The organism is Pseudomonas segetis (assembly GCF_900188155.1).
GTDB classification, from domain to species: Bacteria; Pseudomonadota; Gammaproteobacteria; order Pseudomonadales; family Pseudomonadaceae; genus Aquipseudomonas; species Aquipseudomonas segetis.
The window spans coordinates 716,371-732,895 of sequence record NZ_FZOG01000002.1; the positions used below are offsets into that span (position 1 = coordinate 716,371).

The 16,525-nt window shown below is 56.8% G+C and carries 13 protein-coding genes and 3 tRNA genes; 9 read left to right on the top strand and 7 right to left on the bottom strand.

The window, feature by feature from the left end; translation table 11 throughout:
• The first annotated feature begins 42 nt into the window (after positions 1–42).
• Together CHB79_RS09205 and CHB79_RS09210 are read left to right on the top strand one after the other, a co-directional pair.
• Complete coding sequence (locus CHB79_RS09205) at positions 43–1,350, top strand: NAD(P)/FAD-dependent oxidoreductase (RefSeq protein ID WP_089359651.1); 1,308 nt, start codon at positions 43–45, stop codon at positions 1,348–1,350.
• Positions 1,351–1,511: 161 nt separating this feature from the next.
• Entirely contained in the window at positions 1,512–2,042 is a 531-nt protein-coding gene (locus CHB79_RS09210) for an REP-associated tyrosine transposase (RefSeq protein ID WP_089359652.1), read from the top strand.
• 232 nt (positions 2,043–2,274) lie between these two features.
• Here the strand turns inward: CHB79_RS09210 and CHB79_RS09215 are convergent.
• The 3 genes from CHB79_RS09215 to CHB79_RS09225 all read right to left on the bottom strand — a co-directional run bounded on the left by CHB79_RS09215 (position 2,275) and on the right by CHB79_RS09225 (position 2,520).
• Positions 2,275–2,350, bottom strand: a tRNA-Lys gene (locus tag CHB79_RS09215).
• A 5-nt stretch (positions 2,351–2,355) separates the two neighbouring features.
• A tRNA-Pro gene (locus tag CHB79_RS09220) sits at positions 2,356–2,432 on the bottom strand.
• Between the two features lie 12 nt (positions 2,433–2,444).
• Positions 2,445–2,520, bottom strand: a tRNA-Asn gene (locus tag CHB79_RS09225).
• Positions 2,521–2,730: 210 nt separating this feature from the next.
• Here CHB79_RS09225 and CHB79_RS09230 point away from each other — a divergent pair.
• Together CHB79_RS09230 and CHB79_RS09235 are read left to right on the top strand one after the other, a co-directional pair.
• Positions 2,731–5,067, top strand: a complete 2,337-nt coding sequence (locus CHB79_RS09230) for a DUF1631 domain-containing protein (RefSeq protein ID WP_089359653.1) — start codon at positions 2,731–2,733, stop codon at positions 5,065–5,067.
• Positions 5,068–5,076: 9 nt separating this feature from the next.
• Positions 5,077–5,409, top strand: a complete 333-nt coding sequence (locus CHB79_RS09235) for a PilZ domain-containing protein (protein ID WP_089359654.1) — start codon at positions 5,077–5,079, stop codon at positions 5,407–5,409.
• Positions 5,410–5,548: 139 nt separating this feature from the next.
• Here the strand turns inward: CHB79_RS09235 and clpB are convergent, their stop codons facing one another.
• The 3 genes from clpB to rluD form a co-directional block, all read right to left on the bottom strand.
• Positions 5,549–8,113: an ATP-dependent chaperone ClpB gene (gene clpB, locus CHB79_RS09240; protein WP_089359655.1), complete on the bottom strand. Its 2,565-nt coding sequence runs from the start codon at positions 8,111–8,113 to the stop codon at positions 5,549–5,551.
• A gap of 146 nt (positions 8,114–8,259) precedes the next feature.
• Positions 8,260–8,997, bottom strand: coding sequence for a peptidoglycan editing factor PgeF (gene pgeF / locus CHB79_RS09245; protein WP_089359656.1), 738 nt, complete (start codon positions 8,995–8,997; stop codon positions 8,260–8,262).
• Positions 8,994–9,968, bottom strand: a complete 975-nt coding sequence (gene rluD / locus CHB79_RS09250; RefSeq protein ID WP_029529662.1) for a 23S rRNA pseudouridine(1911/1915/1917) synthase RluD — start codon at positions 9,966–9,968, stop codon at positions 8,994–8,996. The genes pgeF and rluD overlap by 4 nt, the downstream gene beginning before the upstream one ends.
• A gap of 147 nt (positions 9,969–10,115) precedes the next feature.
• Between rluD and CHB79_RS09255 the strand changes: the two genes are divergently transcribed.
• The 4 genes from CHB79_RS09255 to CHB79_RS09270 all read left to right on the top strand — a co-directional run bounded on the left by CHB79_RS09255 (position 10,116) and on the right by CHB79_RS09270 (position 14,491).
• Positions 10,116–11,111 carry an outer membrane protein assembly factor BamD gene (locus CHB79_RS09255; protein WP_089359657.1) on the top strand — a complete coding sequence of 332 codons (996 nt, stop codon included), beginning with the start codon at positions 10,116–10,118 and terminating at the stop codon, positions 11,109–11,111.
• Positions 11,112–11,329: 218 nt separating this feature from the next.
• The gene (locus tag CHB79_RS22185; RefSeq protein ID WP_010489695.1) at positions 11,330–11,569 is read left to right on the top strand and encodes a PP0621 family protein; all 240 of its coding nucleotides are present in this window, start codon (positions 11,330–11,332) and stop codon (positions 11,567–11,569) included.
• Positions 11,559–13,157: a two-component system sensor histidine kinase NtrB gene (locus CHB79_RS09265; RefSeq protein ID WP_089359658.1), complete on the top strand. Its 1,599-nt coding sequence runs from the start codon at positions 11,559–11,561 to the stop codon at positions 13,155–13,157. Before CHB79_RS22185 ends, CHB79_RS09265 begins: the two co-directional genes overlap by 11 nt.
• Positions 13,154–14,491, top strand: a complete 1,338-nt coding sequence (locus CHB79_RS09270) for a sigma-54-dependent transcriptional regulator (RefSeq protein ID WP_089359659.1) — start codon at positions 13,154–13,156, stop codon at positions 14,489–14,491. The genes CHB79_RS09265 and CHB79_RS09270 overlap by 4 nt, the downstream gene beginning before the upstream one ends.
• Positions 14,492–14,765: 274 nt before the next feature.
• Here the strand turns inward: CHB79_RS09270 and thiO are convergent, their stop codons facing one another.
• Positions 14,766–15,851: a glycine oxidase ThiO gene (gene thiO / locus CHB79_RS09275; protein WP_089359660.1), complete on the bottom strand. Its 1,086-nt coding sequence runs from the start codon at positions 15,849–15,851 to the stop codon at positions 14,766–14,768.
• A gap of 53 nt (positions 15,852–15,904) precedes the next feature.
• Between thiO and CHB79_RS09280 the strand changes: the two genes are divergently transcribed.
• The gene (locus tag CHB79_RS09280; protein WP_089359955.1) at positions 15,905–16,423 is read left to right on the top strand and encodes a GspH/FimT family pseudopilin; all 519 of its coding nucleotides are present in this window, start codon (positions 15,905–15,907) and stop codon (positions 16,421–16,423) included.
• Positions 16,424–16,525 lie beyond the last annotated feature (102 nt).

Genomic DNA, 16,525 nt, shown 5'->3' on the forward strand with positions numbered 1-16,525 from the left:
CCCGTGTTAACTCTTCTTTTCAAAGCCTTGCGAGTCTATTAAATGAGCCATCAAATCGTGATCGTCGGCGGTGGCGCCGGCGGCTTGGAGCTTGCTACCCGCCTGGGTAAATCCCTGGGCAAGCGCGGTAAAGCCAAAGTAATTCTGGTCGACGCCAATCTCACCCACATCTGGAAACCATTGCTGCACGAAGTGGCGGCAGGTTCACTCAACTCATCAGGCGACGAGCTGAACTATGTCGCCCAGGCAAAATGGAATCATTTTGAGTTTCAACTCGGGCGCATGTCCGGGCTGGATCGCAACAACAAGACAATCCGCCTGGACGCCACGCTGGATGAGCACGGCCAGGTTTTGGTTCCCCAGCGCGAACTGCACTACGACAGCCTGGTTATCGCAGTGGGTAGCACCACCAATGACTTCGGCACACCGGGCGCTGCGCAACACTGTTTGTTTCTTGACACCCGTGAGCAGGCAGAGCGCTTTCACAACCAACTGCTGAATCACTACCTGCGCGCACATGCCAGCCAAAGCGAAAACATCGAGCAGATCAGCGTGGCGATTGTCGGTGCCGGCGCCACAGGTGTTGAACTGGCAGCCGAACTCCACCATGCCGCGCACGAACTTGCAGCCTACGGCCTTAACCGCATACTGCCGGAAAACATGCGCATCACCTTGATTGAGGCGGGACCGCGCGTGCTTCCCGCGCTGCCTGAGCGTATCAGCCAGCCAGTGCATAAAACCCTGGAAAAACTCGGGGTCAAGGTGCTGACCAATTCAGCGGTCAGCGAAGTGACGGCCGATGCATTGGTTACCGCAAACGGAGAAACCATCACTGCCAGCCTGAAAATCTGGGCAGCCGGCATTCGCGCACCCAAGTTCCTCAAGGAAATCGCTGGCCTGGAGACCAATCGCATCAACCAACTGGTGGTGCGCCCGACCCTGCAAACCACCGAAGATGACGACATCTTCGCTTTTGGTGACTGCGCCGCCTGCCCGCATCCCGGCACCGAAGGGCGCAACGTGCCACCACGCGCTCAAGCCGCCCACCAACAGGCATCGCTACTGGCGAAAACCCTTAAGATCCGCGTGCTGGGCCTGGATAAAGAGTTGCCGCAATACCAGTACCGCGATTACGGCTCGCTGATTTCCTTGTCGAGCTTCTCGGCAGTGGGCAACTTGATGGGCAACCTGACCGGCAGCGTGATGCTCGAAGGCTGGCTGGCACGGATGTTTTATGTATCGCTCTATCGCATGCACCAAATGGCGCTGTACGGCTTCTTTCGCACCGCGCTCTTGATGCTCAGCGACCGCATAGGCCGCAGCACAGAACCAAGGCTCAAGCTGCACTAATCGACACACAGAACCAACAACCATAGGCACAAGTGGCGGACAGAAAGGCACTGTCCGCCCTACGCAGCATCGCAAGCGCACTCCAACCGAACGGTAGGGTGCGACAACGCGAAGCTTGTCCACCATGGCTTAGGTACCTAGCCACTCAAGATTGAGCCGCTGTGCCTAATTACCGCCGCGCCTGTGTTCGGGGTGCTACTTATTTCTTTACCGTTAATCTGCGTGATCGAAAAAGCGATCTGCTGATCCGCGAAATCGACTTATTGCGCGATACAGTCCGCGCAACAAGGGCTCGTCACCCATTTCATATCGATGCCTGGGTGGTGCTGCCCGAGCACATGCACTGCATGTGGACACTGCCACCGAACGACCACGAGTTCGCCCTGCGCTGGAAGGTAATTAAACAGACCTTCAGCAAACGCCTGCCGAAAACCGAACCACGAACAGGCTGCCAACTCAACCGCAGAGAACGCGGTATCTGGCAACGCCGTTATTGGGAGCACTTGATTCGCGACCCAAGGGACTACCAACTGCATTTCGATTACATTCACTACAACCCACTGAAACATAAGCATGCTCAAAGGCTGGCTGACTGGCCCTATTCGAGCTTTCACCGAGCAGTTGCAATGGGTATTTACTCCGAAGACTGGTGCGCCAGCCCTACGCATGAGCAGGGTAGTTTCGGAGAATGAGGCTTGACGAAGCAGCGAGTCGAGGCAATGCCTCCAGCGATCCACAACCGCAAATGGCGGACAGAAAGGCACTGTCCGCCCTACAAGGTACATATCAGTAACTTGGATGTGACACAGGCTCGGCAGCAAATTGCAGGCATAAAAAAAGCGCCTTATCGGCGCTTTTTTAATTGGAACAGAGTGAATGACTCTGTTCCTAAGATTCAACTCTTATCAACAGCAAGAGCGAAAATGGTGGGTCGTGTGGGATTCGAACCTACGACCAATTGGTTAAAAGCCAACTGCTCTACCAACTGAGCTAACGACCCAAAAATGGTCGGGGTAGGGGGATTCGAACTCCCGACATCCTGCTCCCAAAGCAGGCGCGCTACCGGACTGCGCTATACCCCGATATTGAAAGTTTGGCTCCGCGACCAGGACTCGAACCTGGGACCCAATGATTAACAGTCATTTGCTCTACCGACTGAGCTATCGCGGAACTACATACCTTCAAGCCTCAGATATGCGTCTGGACTCAAGTCCTTTCCCGTATCTGAGGCGCGCCATTTTACGGTTTACGGCCGTACTGTCAACCCCCTTTTTTGCTTTTATGACAATGCTTTGCACGGCGCCCAACGCCTGCTATATCTTCTACTAATAAAGCCAGCGCAGGATGCAAAGGCTAGAAGCACTTTTGCTAGGAAAGTACATGAGCAAACCAGGCCCACCGAACGTTCACCCAATATCTGGACGCACACTCGCCAGCCGCGGCATTCAACCGCGCTTTGGTGGGCTGGTACAGCATTGCAGGCAATTAGTGATGAACCGGCTGGCGGAGCACCTGACCGGTGTATTCGGCCAGGTCGACGATACCCTGTTCGAGTGCGCCGAAAAGGCTGAAAACAACCAGGTACAGACGCTTTTTTTTGACAACATGCGCGAGATCCGCAAGCAGCGGCCACAAATTGAGCGCATGTACCACCAGAAAATAGCGCATAACTTTTCTGAATTTCTTGAAGGCAAGCTCAAGCCCGCCGATGCGGTCAGCGAGATCAAGGCTGATGCCCTTAGCCTGATCCAGAACGAAGAGTATGAAGAAAGCCTGCAAGTAACCAATATGGTGAGCCGGGTAAAGGCGCGCTGCGCCCAACCGTTATTTGCCCTGGAACAGCGACTTGCACTGCTTAACAATGGTGTAAAGCTGGTGGAGGACAATAATCCGTTTGGGCCACAGATGATCGCCATGGCATTTCGTGAAGCCCTTGAACCCTGCCCTTTTCCACTGCGCATCAAAGTCATTCTCTACACCTTGTTCGACCAGCATGTCATGAGCAGCCTCGACAGCCTTTATGACGGACTCAACCAGCGCCTGATCGAGGGCGGCATCCTGCCAAACCTGAAATACACGGCGCCGCGCAACAGCAATCCTGCCAGCAAAACGACGCATGAACAGGGCTCGTCCGAACAGCCTGCAGGCGCAGCGCAGCCAGGCACGGGCTGGAGGATGTCGAGCGTCGAACATGGTTACGCGCCACCTCCCGCAGCGGATGCCCCGCTGCCCAGCGATCCCACGGCGCTACTTAACAGCCTGGCCTCACTGCTCAACGAGCATCGGCGGCGCGCTCCGAATACGCCACTGCAAGGCAATACACGCAGTATCAGCAGTTTTGCCCCGGCCGAGGCCACCCGGACCTACAGTGCTAACGAGCTGATTGACGCCTTGAACAGGATGCAACGTCAATCAGCGGATGACTTTGCCCAGCGCCTGCATCAGCCGCAACAGGTCGATGGCCTGAAAGCCGACTTGCAAAGCCAACTCGAAGAACACAGCGAACTGCCGGGACAGCAGAAAGTCTCGGATCAAGAAGCCGATATTATCGACCTGGTCGGCATGTTGTTTGACTTCATCCTTGATGACGACAACCTGCCCGACAACTGCAAAACCGCGCTGTCCCACCTGCATACGCCTTACCTCAAAGTCGCGCTGCTTGATAAAGCCCTGTTCACCCAACATCACCACCCGGCGCGCAAGCTGCTCAACAGCATGGCGCAGGCCGGCGTGCTCTATGGCGGCGAAGGTGATGAACGCGGCCTGCTGGCCAAAATGCATTGGGTAGTCGAGCGTGTCATCCATGGTTTCAGCGGTGATTTGCAGCTATTTGATAATTTACTCGAGGAATTCAATGAGTTCGTCGCAACCCTCAAGCATAAGGTGGACTTGCGTGAGCGTCGCGCAGTAGAGGCCGCCAAGGGCCGCGACAAACTTCTCGGCGCTCGCCAGCAAGCCATCGAAGTCATCAATGCGTCTTTGAGCAATCGCCAGCCTCCCGCGATCATTCGCAACTTCCTTGAACTGACCTGGGCCGATGTATTGGTCTTCGTGCTACTGCGCCACGGTGATACAAGCTCAGAATGGCTGCGCTCCTGCGAGATTGCCGAACAGCTTGCCTGGAGCGGCACAGTGCTTGATGAGGCCGGTGCGAGCCGCTTGCAAAGCATACGAGTGAGCCTGCTTGAAGACTTGAGCAAGGGCCTGCGACTGCTCGGTGGCTATCACGAGGACGGTATCCGTCGCCTGCTCCAGGACCTGGTAACCTGCCAGCATGCCGTGCAGGCCAACCAACCCCAGGTCGCCGCCAAGCTCAGCCCGCAACTACTGGAAAGCCAGCTCGGCGCCATGCTGGGAGAGGATGCAGCGCTGGCCAGCCAGGCACCATCGGTTTCCGGGCTGTCATCTCGGGCTCAAGCCATCGCCAAGGAGCTCAGCCAGATCGATTTTGACACCTGGTTTGAATTTTTCAGCAATGGACAGACCCAGCGCCTCAAGCTTTCGTGGTTTAGCCCGACAACCCGTAACTACATGTTTGTCGATCACAGCGGCCAGCGCGTTGCGATCAAACCTTTAGCGACCCTCGCCACAGAAATGGAGCAAGGACTCGCCCGGGTCGTTCCAGCAGAGCGCAACGTACCACTGGTCGACCGGGCGCTGTCTTCAATTTATCGTGTGCTGCAGCGCTTTACCGGCCGCGCAGCCGAAACAACCTAAGGAGCTCACATGGAGGATCGTCGTCAGCACAATCGGCTAAGCACCGAATTGCAGCTGGAAGTCTTCGACTTACATTCAGGACAACGCTTGGGCCGAGTTGTAGACCTTTCCAACGAAGGATTCATGCTGTTTAGCGATACCCCGCTGGCGGTCGATGCGCTTATTGAGTGCCGGATTGTCAGCGAGCAATTGATTGAGGGGATTGGAGAGGTACAGCTGGGTGCGGATTGCCTGTGGAGCCGCCCCGGTGCGGATGGCCAGCATTGCTGGGCCGGCTTTCATATCATCGATATCGCCGATGACCAGGCAGTATTGCTCGAAACCCTGCTCAAACACCTGTAAGACACGCCCTGCCTCATCTAGCGCTGTCCGCCCTACATCACACGCGCAGGGTGTGACAACGCGAAGCTTGTCAACCAAAATCCCCAGGCCAATAAAAAAGCCCTGCAATAATGCAGGGCTTCAAGGTCATGACTCAGGCTTAGCTGAAGCTGATCTGGTCGTCGACAACAGTACCGGTAACTGTGCTTCCCGGTGCAAACTTGCCCGACAGAATCAGCTGCGCCAATGGGTTCTCGACCCAACGCTGCACCGCACGCTTGAGCGGCCGCGCGCCATAAACCGGGTCGTAGCCCACGGCGATGAGCTTATCCATCGCCTCGTCACTCAACTCAAGGCTCAACTCACGTTCAGCCAAACGCTGATGCAGGCGGCCCAGTTGGATCTTGGCGATACCCGCGATTTGCTCACGCGCCAGAGGTTCAAACACTACAACCTCATCAATACGGTTGATGAACTCCGGACGGAAATGGGTCGTAACGGCGTCCATCACCGCAGCGTGTTGCGCCTCGCGATCTCCCACCAGCTCCTGAATCTGTGCGGAACCCAGGTTCGAGGTCATCACCACGACCGTATTCTTGAAGTCAACGGTACGGCCATGGCTATCGGTCAGGCGCCCATCCTCAAGCACCTGCAGCAGCACGTTGAAGACATCCGGGTGCGCCTTCTCAACTTCGTCGAGCAGGATCACCGAGTACGGCTTGCGACGTACGGCCTCGGTCAAGTAGCCGCCTTCCTCGTAACCCACATAACCTGGCGGCGCACCAATCAGCCGAGCAACCGAGTGCTTCTCCATGAACTCGGACATATCAATGCGCACCAAGGCTTCTTCGGTATCGAACAAGAACTCGGCGAGCGCCTTGCACAATTCGGTCTTGCCCACACCGGTCGGGCCGAGGAACAGGAACGAACCACTTGGCCGGTTCGGGTCGGACAAACCAGCACGCGAACGGCGCACCGCATTGGCGACGGCAACCACAGCTTCGTTCTGGCCGATAACCCGCTGATGCAGCAGATCTTCCATTTTAAGCAGCTTGTCACGCTCGCCTTCGAGCATTTTCGACACTGGAATGCCGGTCCACTTGGACACTACTTCGGCGATTTCCTCCTCGGTCACCTTGCTGCGCAGCAATTGGTTCTCGGTCTTGCCGTGCTGATCGACCATTTGCAGGCTGCGCTCAAGATCAGGAATCACGCTGTATTGCAGCTTGGCCATGGCCTCAAGATCACTCTTGCGGCGGGCCGTTTCCAGCTCTTGGCGTGCCTGTTCAATTTTCTGCTGAATCTGCGCAGAGCCCTGGACCTCGGCTTTTTCCGACTTCCAGATATCTTCCAGATCAGCGTACTCACGCTCCAGGCGCGCAATGTCGTCCTTGAGTTTCTCCAAACGCTTGAGGGTTGCCTCATCGTCCTCTTTCTTCAGGGCTTCGCGCTCAACCTTAAGCTGAATCAAGCGCCGCTCAAGGCGATCAAGCACCTCTGGCTTGGAGTCGATCTCCATACGAATACGGCTCGCCGCCTCGTCGATCAGGTCAATGGCCTTGTCGGGCAACTGCCGGTCGGTAATGTAGCGATGGCTGAGTTTGGCCGCCGCGATAATCGCGCTATCGGTAATGGCGACACGGTGATGCACCTCATAGCGCTCTTTCAAACCGCGCAAGATCGCAATGGTATCTTCCTCGCTCGGCTCATCGACCAGCACTTTCTGGAAGCGCCGTTCAAGGGCGGCATCCTTCTCGATGTACTGGCGATATTCGTCGAGCGTGGTCGCACCGACACAATGCAACTCGCCACGGGCCAGGGACGGCTTGAGCATGTTGCCCGCGTCCATTGCACCTTCGGCTTTACCGGCGCCAACCATGGTGTGCAACTCGTCGATAAACAGGATCACCCGGCCTTCCTGCTTGGACAGTTCGTTAAGCACCGCCTTGAGGCGCTCCTCGAACTCACCACGGAACTTGGCACCAGCAATCAGTGCGCCCATATCCAGCGCCAACAGACGCTTGTCCTTCAGGCCATCCGGCACTTCGCCATTAATAATGCGCTGCGCCAAACCTTCGGCAATGGCGGTTTTACCCACGCCAGGCTCACCAATGAGTACCGGGTTGTTTTTCGTCCGGCGCTGCAGCACCTGGATGGTTCGGCGAATTTCATCGTCACGTCCGATAACCGGGTCAAGCTTGCCTTCTTCGGCACGCTTGGTCAGGTCGACCGTGTATTTATCCAATGCCTGGCGCGCTTCCTCGATATTGGGGTCGTTGACTGCATCGCCGCCACGCAGGTTATTGACGGCGTTTTCCAGCGCCTTCCGGCTCACGCCCTGACCCAGCAACAGCTTGCCAAGCTTGGTGTTGTCGTCTAATGCAGCCAATAACACCAGCTCACTGGAGATGAACTGGTCGCCTTTCTGCTGCGACAGGCGGTCAGCCTGGTTGAGCAGACGTGCCAAGTCCTGCGACATGTTCACATCGCCGGTTGGGTTTTGAATCTTACCGAGATGATCAAGCTCTTTGCTCAGCGCCTGGCGCAAGCTGTTGACATCAAAGCCAACCTGCATCAACAGCGGCTTGATCGAACCACCCTGCTGATCCAGCAGCGCTTGCATCAGGTGCAGCGGCTCGATTGAGGCATGGTCAAGGCCGACGGCCAAAGATTGGGCATCGGACAGCGCGAGTTGTAACTTACTGGTTAAACGGTCTATTCGCATGGCGTCATCCTTCCTTTAAAAAGCAGGCCGCGCTATAGAAATCGCGCTAGTGAGCACTTGATTAGTTTTTAATCAAGGAAGCCTGCCGAGATGGATAATAGATGAGGCTGTCAAGACCGTTTTTCAAGTCTGCCCGATAAATGCTTTTAGTCAGTCAGCCAGACTAAAGAAGCAAAGCGCCCAGTGCGCGATGCCTGGCGGTAGGAATAGAAGCGCGGATCGCTGAATGTGCAAAAACCGCCGCCATAGACCGCGGTCACACCCCGCGCCGCCAGGCGAATTCGCGCCAGCTGGTAGATATCCGCCATAAAGCGTCCGGCATTGCGACTTGGCACGAAAGCCTCGGCGGCTTGCGGGTGCTGGCTGACGAACGCCTCACGCACTTCCGGGCCAACTTCAAAGGCGTCAGGCCCGATGGCCGGACCGAGCCAGACCAGGGTTTCCGCAGGCTCGAAGCCGAGCACATCCAGGGTCGCCTCCAGCACGCCATTGGCCAGCCCGCGCCAACCGGCATGGGCCGCCGCGACACGGCTGCCAGCCCGGTCGCAAAACAACACCGGCAAACAATCGGCAGTCATCACTGCACAGGCTACGCCCGGCGCTTGTGTCCAGCTGGCATCTGCCTCGATCACTCGACGGGTATCCGCCTCGGCGACCACGATACCGTGCACCTGGTTCAGCCACGCGGGCTGGCAGCCAACCTGGCTGATCAGGCGCTGGCGATTTTTAGCCACGGCAACCGGGTCGTCATCAACATGCAGGCCCAGGTTAAGGCTGGCAAAGGGTTCAGGGCTGATGCCTCCGCTGCGGGTGGTGACGCAAGCATTGACTCGCACCGGCGCCGGCCAGTCAGGAATCAACCAATCATGAGCAACGCGTTTCACCCGACGAACGCCTCGCGGTCTTGACGCAGCAAGGTCAGCAACCAAACCAGGTCGTCTGGCAGCGCTGATTCCCACTTCATGCGCTTACCCGTCACCGGATGATCCAACTCCAGGAACCGTGCATGCAGGGCCTGGCGCGGAAATTCCTTCAGGCTTTGCACCAGCGTTGGGCTCGCCGCTGGCGGAATACGGAAGCGCCCGGCATAGACCGGGTCACCGATCAGCGGGAAGCCGACATGGCTCATATGCACACGAATCTGGTGAGTACGCCCTGTTTCCAGCTTGACCCGGGCATGGGTATGAGAGCGGAAACGCTCAAGCACGCGGTAATGGCTGATTGCCTGCTTACCACCGTCTGTCACCGTCATACGCTGGCGCTGCGATGAGCTGCGACCAATAGGCGCATCAATTTTGCCGCCAGCAGTGATAACACCAATCACCACGCATTCATAAATGCGACTAACGGTACGTTTTTGCAACTGATCAACCAATTGCGTCTGCGCCTGGATATTTTTTGCAACCACCATCAAGCCGGTGGTGTCTTTATCCAAACGGTGAACAATCCCGGCGCGCGGCACATTGACGATGTCTGGAACATGGTGCAACAAGGCATTCAGCAAGGTGCCATCGGAATGCCCCGCAGCCGGATGCACCACCAAACCTGCTGGTTTGTTGATCACCAAAATATCATCGTCTTCGTAAACGATATCCAGGGCGATGTCCTGCGCAATCCACTCACCCTGGGCCTCTTGCTCAGCATTTAGCTCAAGCTGGGCGCCGCCGTGAACGATATCGCGCGGACGAATGACCTTGCCATCAACCGTCAGCAAGCCCTCTTTTATCCACGCCGTCAGGCGCGAACGCGAGTGCTCCGCAAAGAGCTGCGCGGCGATTTGGTCTAGCCTTTGACCGCCTAAATCACTCGGTACTTCGGCACTTAATTGTATGGACTGCTTATTTATAGATGACATGCTCTGCAACGGCGGGGGCATAGCCTTTGGTTTCAGCTACGCGCTTGTGGTTAAATACGGCGTCTTTGCCCCGGGAGTGCCAGGGGCGCCCATCATAACAGGACGGCTTTGTTCAAGACAGCCGCCGTCACAGGGACGCAAGCCGCCATGCAAGTGAAACACCTGCTGCTGATCGCCATTCTCGCCGTTACTGCCGCCTGCTCATCCAAGGAAACCGTGGATGACAACCTCAGCGAGTCTGAGCTGTACCAGCAGGCCCAAACGGATCTCGACAATAATAGCTACACCAGCGCGGTGACCAAGCTCAAGACGCTCGAGTCACGCTACCCTTTCGGCCGCTACGCCGAACAGGCACAGCTGGAGCTGATCTACGCCTACTACAAGAACGCCGAGCCAGAAGCCGCGCGCTCTGCCGCCGAGCGTTTTATCCGTCTGCACCCGCAGCACGCCAACGTTGACTATGCCTACTATATGAAAGGCTTAGCATCCTTTGACCAGGATCGTGGCCTGCTTGCACGCTTTCTCCCGCTCGACATGACCAAGCGGGATCCGGGTGCCGCACGCGACTCTTATAACGAGTTCGCCCAGCTGACCAGCCGCTACCCGAACAGCCGTTATTCGCCGGATGCCAAGCAACGCATGATTTACCTGCGCAACCTGCTGGCGGCCTACGAAATTCACGTAGCCCACTATTACATGAGCCGCCAGGCTTACGTCGCAGCCGCCAACCGTGGCCGCTATGTGGTGGAAAACTTCCAGGAAACCCCTTCTGTCGGTGACGGCCTGGCGGTGATGGTCGAGTCCTACCAGCACCTGACGCTCAATGACCTGGCGCAAAGCAGCCTGGAAACCCTCAAGCTCAACTATCCGGACAACGCCAGCCTCGAAGACGGCGAATTCGTACCGCTGCGCCAGGATGACGATGACCGGACCTGGCTGAGTAAAGTCACCCTGGGCCTGATCGAAAACGACGCGCCACTGCCGCCAGGCGAGACACGCGCCAGCCAAGACGTCATCCGCCAGTACGAAGAAGCCGAAGACGAAATTCCGGATGAACTCAAGGATGTTGACCAGCAGCTCGATGAAGCCGAAGGCAAAGACCGCTCATGGTTCAGCTACATGACATTCGGCCTGTTCGACTGAACATAGCCTGCACTCTTGCGTGACCGAAAAGGGGGCCATCACTGGCCTCCTTTTTTATTGCCGGCAAAAGCCATGCGCGTGCGGATGCAGCCAGGCGTCACTCACAACCGGCAAAAACCATGACAATCGCCAAAGCAGATGCTCGTTGCGTGACATAACGACTGTGCCGCGCACGCGTGCTTGGTTAAACTGCCGCTATCAATCAAGAAGAGTCTGTTATGGGCCTATTTCGTCTGTTACTTGTGCTGGCAATCGCCGCAACCCTTTACTGGCTATGGCGCCGCTATATTGGAGCCCGCAGCGCTACCAAGCCAGTAGCGCCTGCTAAGCCAGAACCCATGGTGCGCTGCGCTAATTGCGGCGTGCACCTGCCCCGCGAGCATGCAAAGCAAAATGGACCGCAATGGTTTTGCAGTACAGAGCACCTGAAGCAAGGCCCACAGCAAGGTGACCACTGACATTCTGGCCTTGGGAGGCACCCAGGGCATACGGATTCTCAAGCTGTATCACCTATACAGGCTGATCATTGGCCTGCTGCTTGTGCTACTGATATCAAGCGAAATGGACGTCCAGTTGCTGGAAATGAGCCATGCAACACTGTTTCGCAGCATCAGTTGGTTCTACTTGATATTCAACGTGCTGGTCACGCTTGCAGTCCAGCAACCAAAGCGCTCGATGCAGGTTGTCAGCCTGGCGATGGTCGACGTTATCCTGTTGTCTTGCCTGTTTTATGCAGCGGGCGGCACGCCCAGTGGCATAGGCAACCTGCTGATCGTCGCGGTCGCCATCTCCAACATCCTGCTGCGCGGGCGCATCGGCATCTTTATAGCCGCCACCGCCGCCGTTGGCTTGATCTACCTGACCTTCTACCTGAGCCTCAGTCGCCCCGCCGCTGCCAGCCAATATATCCAGGCTGGTGCCCTTGGCGCCCTTTGTTTCGCGGCGGCGCTGTTTGTCCAGGGCATTACCCGGCGCCTGCATGACAGCGAACAACTGGCCAGCGAGCGTGCCGCGGACGTTGCCAGCCTGGAAACCCTCAACGCCCTGATTATTGAGCGCATGCGTACTGGCATTCTGGTACTGGACAACATGCACCGGGTCCTGCTGGCCAACCAGGGCGCCTTGACCCTGCTCGGCGCTGACGCCCTGGCCGGCAAGATACTTGACCCGCATACACCCGAGCTGGTGAAACGCCTGCAGCAATGGCGACAAAACCCGGCCATGCGCCCGGCCAGCCTGCAAGCGGTTGCGGACGGCCCCATAGTGCAACCCAGCTTTATTGCCCTGCAGCGCGGCCAGCAACGTCATATTCTGGTGTTCCTGGACGACGTCTCGCAGATCGCCCAGCAGGCCCAGCAGCTCAAGCTCGCATCGCTTGGCCGCCTGACAGCCGGCATTGCCCATGAAATTCGCAACCCGCTCGGTGCAATCAGCCATGCCGCGCAATTGCTCCAAGAGTCTGAAGAGCTCAGCCAGCCAGACCAGCGCCTGGCACAAATCATTCACGATCACACAAGACGCATGAACCTGGTGATCGAGAACGTTCTGCAACTTTCACGTCGGCGCCAGGCCGAACCACAGCTTCTCGACCTAAAGTACTGGCTGCACCGTTTTGCCAGCGAATTCCGCAGCAATATGCCCGCCAACCAAACCCTGCACCTAGACACGCAAGTGGGCACGATCCAGACCCGTATGGATCCCAACCAGCTCACTCAAGTGCTGACCAACCTGGTCGAAAACGGCTTGCGCTACAGCTCGCAAAAAAACCCGCGAGGCCAGGTCTGGTTACAGCTGTTCCGCGAGCCTGAGCGCGATTTGCCCGTGCTGGAGATCTTCGATGATGGTCCGGGCGTCTCACCAGAACAGAGCCAAAATATCTTTGAGCCCTTCTTCACCACTGAAGCCAAAGGCACCGGCTTGGGCCTGTATATTTCTCGTGAACTATGCGAGAGCAATCAGGCCCACATTGACTATAAACCCCGCGAAGAGGGCGGTAGTTGCTTTCGCATCACCTTCGCCCACGCCAGCAAACTGAGCTTACAATGACCCGCCAGAGAGCCCTGATCGTCGACGATGAGCCCGATATCCGCGAGCTTCTAGAAATAACCCTAGGCCGGATGAAACTCGACACACGCTGTGCACGCAATGTCAAAGAAGCACGCGAATGGCTGGCCAAAGAGCCCTTCGACCTATGCCTGACCGACATGCGCCTGCCTGACGGGACCGGCATGGACCTGGTGCAATACATCGCCCAGCGTCACCCGCAAATGCCCGTCGCCATGATTACCGCCTACGGCAGCCTCGATACTGCGATTAATGCACTGAAATCAGGCGCCTTCGACTTTCTCACCAAGCCGGTCGACCTGGGGCGTCTGCGCGAACTGGTCACCACTGCCCTGCGCATTCAGGCTGCTGACGGCAAGGAAGTGCCTGTAGACAGTCGTCTGCTCGGTGATTCCCCACCAATGCGCACGCTGCGCAAACAGATCCAAAAGCTTGCGCGAAGCCAGGCGCCGGTCTACATCAGCGGCGAGTCAGGCAGTGGTAAAGAGCTCGTGGCGCGATTGATCCACGAACAAGGTCCGCGCGCAGAACAGCCTTTCGTTCCGGTCAACTGTGGCGCAATCCCGTCCGAGCTGATGGAAAGTGAGTTTTTCGGCCACAAAAAGGGCAGCTTTACTGGCGCAGTGGAAGATAAACAAGGGCTGTTCCAGGCGGCTAATGGCGGCACCCTGTTTCTCGACGAGGTGGCCGACTTGCCACTGGCCATGCAGGTCAAGCTGCTGCGGGCGATCCAGGAAAAAGCCGTGCGCACTGTCGGTGGCCAGCATGAAGTGGTGGTTGATGTGCGCATACTTTGCGCGACCCACAAGGATCTTGCTGCCGAAGTTGCCGCCGAGCGTTTTCGCCAAGACTTGTTCTACCGGCTAAACGTGATCGAACTCAGGGTCCCTGCCCTGCGTGAGCGGCGCGAAGATATTGCCGAACTCGCAGGCATCATGCTCAAGCGCCTGTCCAATGGTGATGGCGCCAACGCTGCAACGCTACAGCCAGATGCGCTGGAAAAGCTCAAGAGCTACCGTTTTCCCGGCAACGTTCGCGAGCTGGAAAACATGCTCGAACGCGCCTACACCCTCTGCGAAAACGACCAGATCACTGCGAGCGACCTGCGCCTTGCAGATACGAGTTCATCGTCCGAGCAAGGTGAAACCAGCCTGGCGCAAATCGATAATCTGGAAGACTACCTGGAAGATATCGAGCGCAAGCTTATCGTCCAGGCACTGGAGGAAACCCGCTGGAATCGCACGGCGGCGGCACAACGCCTCGGCTTGAGCTTTCGCTCGATGCGCTACAGGCTGAAGAAACTCGGAATTGACTGACCACGCCCGGTGGACAAGCTTCACGCCCTCACACCCAAAGCGGCGACTTCATCCTGCAGGGCGGACAACGCTTTTCTGTCCGCCATTTGCCACGCGCAGCTTGGTTATTTGTCGATGACTGCCGAACAAGCTTCACGCCCTCCAACCCCAAGCGACGATTTCATCCTGTAGGGCGGACAACGCTTTTCTGTCCGCCATTTGCCACGCAGATTGTTTGCTTGGCGCTATCTGGCGAACAAGCTACGTGGGGACGCATCCTGCTCGACCACGCGAGTCAAAGCCTGCCTTCTGGCGCATAAGGCGCCGGGTCGATGATAGGTGTGCGGCCTTGTATCAAATCAGCAAGCAACTGGCAGGATGCAGGCGCAAGGACCAGACCGTTGCGGTAATGGCCACAATTGAGCCACAGCCCGTCAAATCCAGGCAGCGGGCCAATAAACGGAATACCTTCAGGCGAACTCGGGCGCAAACCGGCCCAGTGGCCAACCACTTGCGCATCAGCCAACGCAGGCAAAAGCTCCTCGGCCGAGGCTTTCAGGCTTTGCAGCGCGACGTCGGTAGGCGTTTTATCAAAGCCTTCATACTCCAGTGTGCTGCCGATCAGGATATGCCCATCACGGCGCGGGATCGCATAGCGTCCCTTGGCCAACACCATGCTCGGTAAAAAGTCATCAGCGCATTTGTACAGGATCATCTGCCCTTTGACCGGCTCCACCGGAAGCTCAATACCAAGTGGCCGGAGCAGCTCGGCACTCCACGCACCTGCTGCCAACACAACCTGATCGGCCATGATCGCGCCCGAAACCGTTTGCACGCCAACCACTCGCTGGCCATCCCGGATAAAGCCGCTGACCGGACTGTGTTCCTTGATGCTGACATTGGGCAGTTGCAACAAGGCGGCACGCAACGCCTTGACCAACCTGGGATTGCGCACATTGGCCACACCCGGCATATGAATCGCCCGCTGATAGCCCATCCCTAAAGCCGGTACTTGTGCCTGGACATCAGTGATATCCACGGACCTGAGATTTTTTTGCGCAGCGCAGGCCCAAGCCAATGCCTCGGCTTCATCATCCAGATCCAACCAATACAAACCTGTTGAATGCACCTCAGGATCAATGCCCGTGGTCTCAAGCAGTTGCGCCCCCAAACCTGGGTAAAAGTCCTGCGACCACTGCGCCAAGGCTGTTACCGCATCGCTGTATCGCCACGGGTAAAGCGGCGAGACGATGCCACCACCCGCCCAGGACGCCTCAGTACCAACGGCTGTCGAATCAAGCAAAACCACATCGCAGTGTTTTGCCAGATTCAGCGCAGACAAAAGACCAATAACACCACCACCAACGACTACAGCGACCACATCAGACTCCCAGAAGCATCTACCGCAAGATTCCAAGGAAGGGAAATTGCAATATGCATATTAAACAACAGCAAGGACTAAGCTTGCTTGAACTGCTCATAACACTCGTCGTTTTAGCAATTATTCTGAGTATCAGCCTTCCCGGGCTACAACGTATACAGCAGGCCAACGCCCTGTCCTCGTTCAGTGCCGAGCTAGTCAATTTTATACGCTTCACCCGCCACCAGGCATTGGCCAGGGGCAAACGGATAACAATGTGCCCGCTCGATGAGTCACAAAATTGCACCAAGGTTTGGGCAAAACAAATAAGCGTATTCGAAGACCTTGATGGCAATCGTAAACTAGACCCTAAGGACAGGCTGATGAAGGTGCTTGAGATCCCAGATCAGATTGATCTGAATTGGCGCGGAGTCGGCGCAGGTAAATCGCTGCATTTCAACGGTCGAGGAATCACATCAATCAGCAACGGCACATTTCGTCTCGGTGTGAAAAAAAACGAGCAAAGACGCCACGTTATCGTTAGCCGACTCGGCAAAGTAAAAATCAAAAAAGTGACGCAGCCGACAAAATAATTCTGTGCGAAACCACTCATCCCTTTGCAACAGCCAGTCAGTAAACTGCTGATTGTAGCTATGATTGCGACTGATTAAGTTGCAGGCTCGGCAAAGGGGATA

What these genes read in the sequence shown, in the direction of transcription:
- CHB79_RS09255 (WP_089359657.1), top strand. Translation starts at nt 10,116, where the DNA reads ATGCAAGTGAAACACCTGCTGCTGATCGCCATTCTCGCCGTTACTGCC.
- rluD (WP_029529662.1), bottom strand. Translation starts at nt 9,968, where the DNA reads ATGTCATCTATAAATAAGCAGTCCATACAATTAAGTGCCGAAGTACCG.
- CHB79_RS09230 (WP_089359653.1), top strand. Translation starts at nt 2,731, where the DNA reads ATGAGCAAACCAGGCCCACCGAACGTTCACCCAATATCTGGACGCACA.
- clpB (WP_089359655.1), bottom strand. Translation starts at nt 8,113, where the DNA reads ATGCGAATAGACCGTTTAACCAGTAAGTTACAACTCGCGCTGTCCGAT.
- CHB79_RS09270 (WP_089359659.1), top strand. Translation starts at nt 13,154, where the DNA reads ATGACCCGCCAGAGAGCCCTGATCGTCGACGATGAGCCCGATATCCGC.
- CHB79_RS22185 (WP_010489695.1), top strand. Translation starts at nt 11,330, where the DNA reads ATGGGCCTATTTCGTCTGTTACTTGTGCTGGCAATCGCCGCAACCCTT.
- CHB79_RS09235 (WP_089359654.1), top strand. Translation starts at nt 5,077, where the DNA reads ATGGAGGATCGTCGTCAGCACAATCGGCTAAGCACCGAATTGCAGCTG.
- CHB79_RS09280 (WP_089359955.1), top strand. Translation starts at nt 15,905, where the DNA reads ATGCATATTAAACAACAGCAAGGACTAAGCTTGCTTGAACTGCTCATA.
- CHB79_RS09205 (WP_089359651.1), top strand. Translation starts at nt 43, where the DNA reads ATGAGCCATCAAATCGTGATCGTCGGCGGTGGCGCCGGCGGCTTGGAG.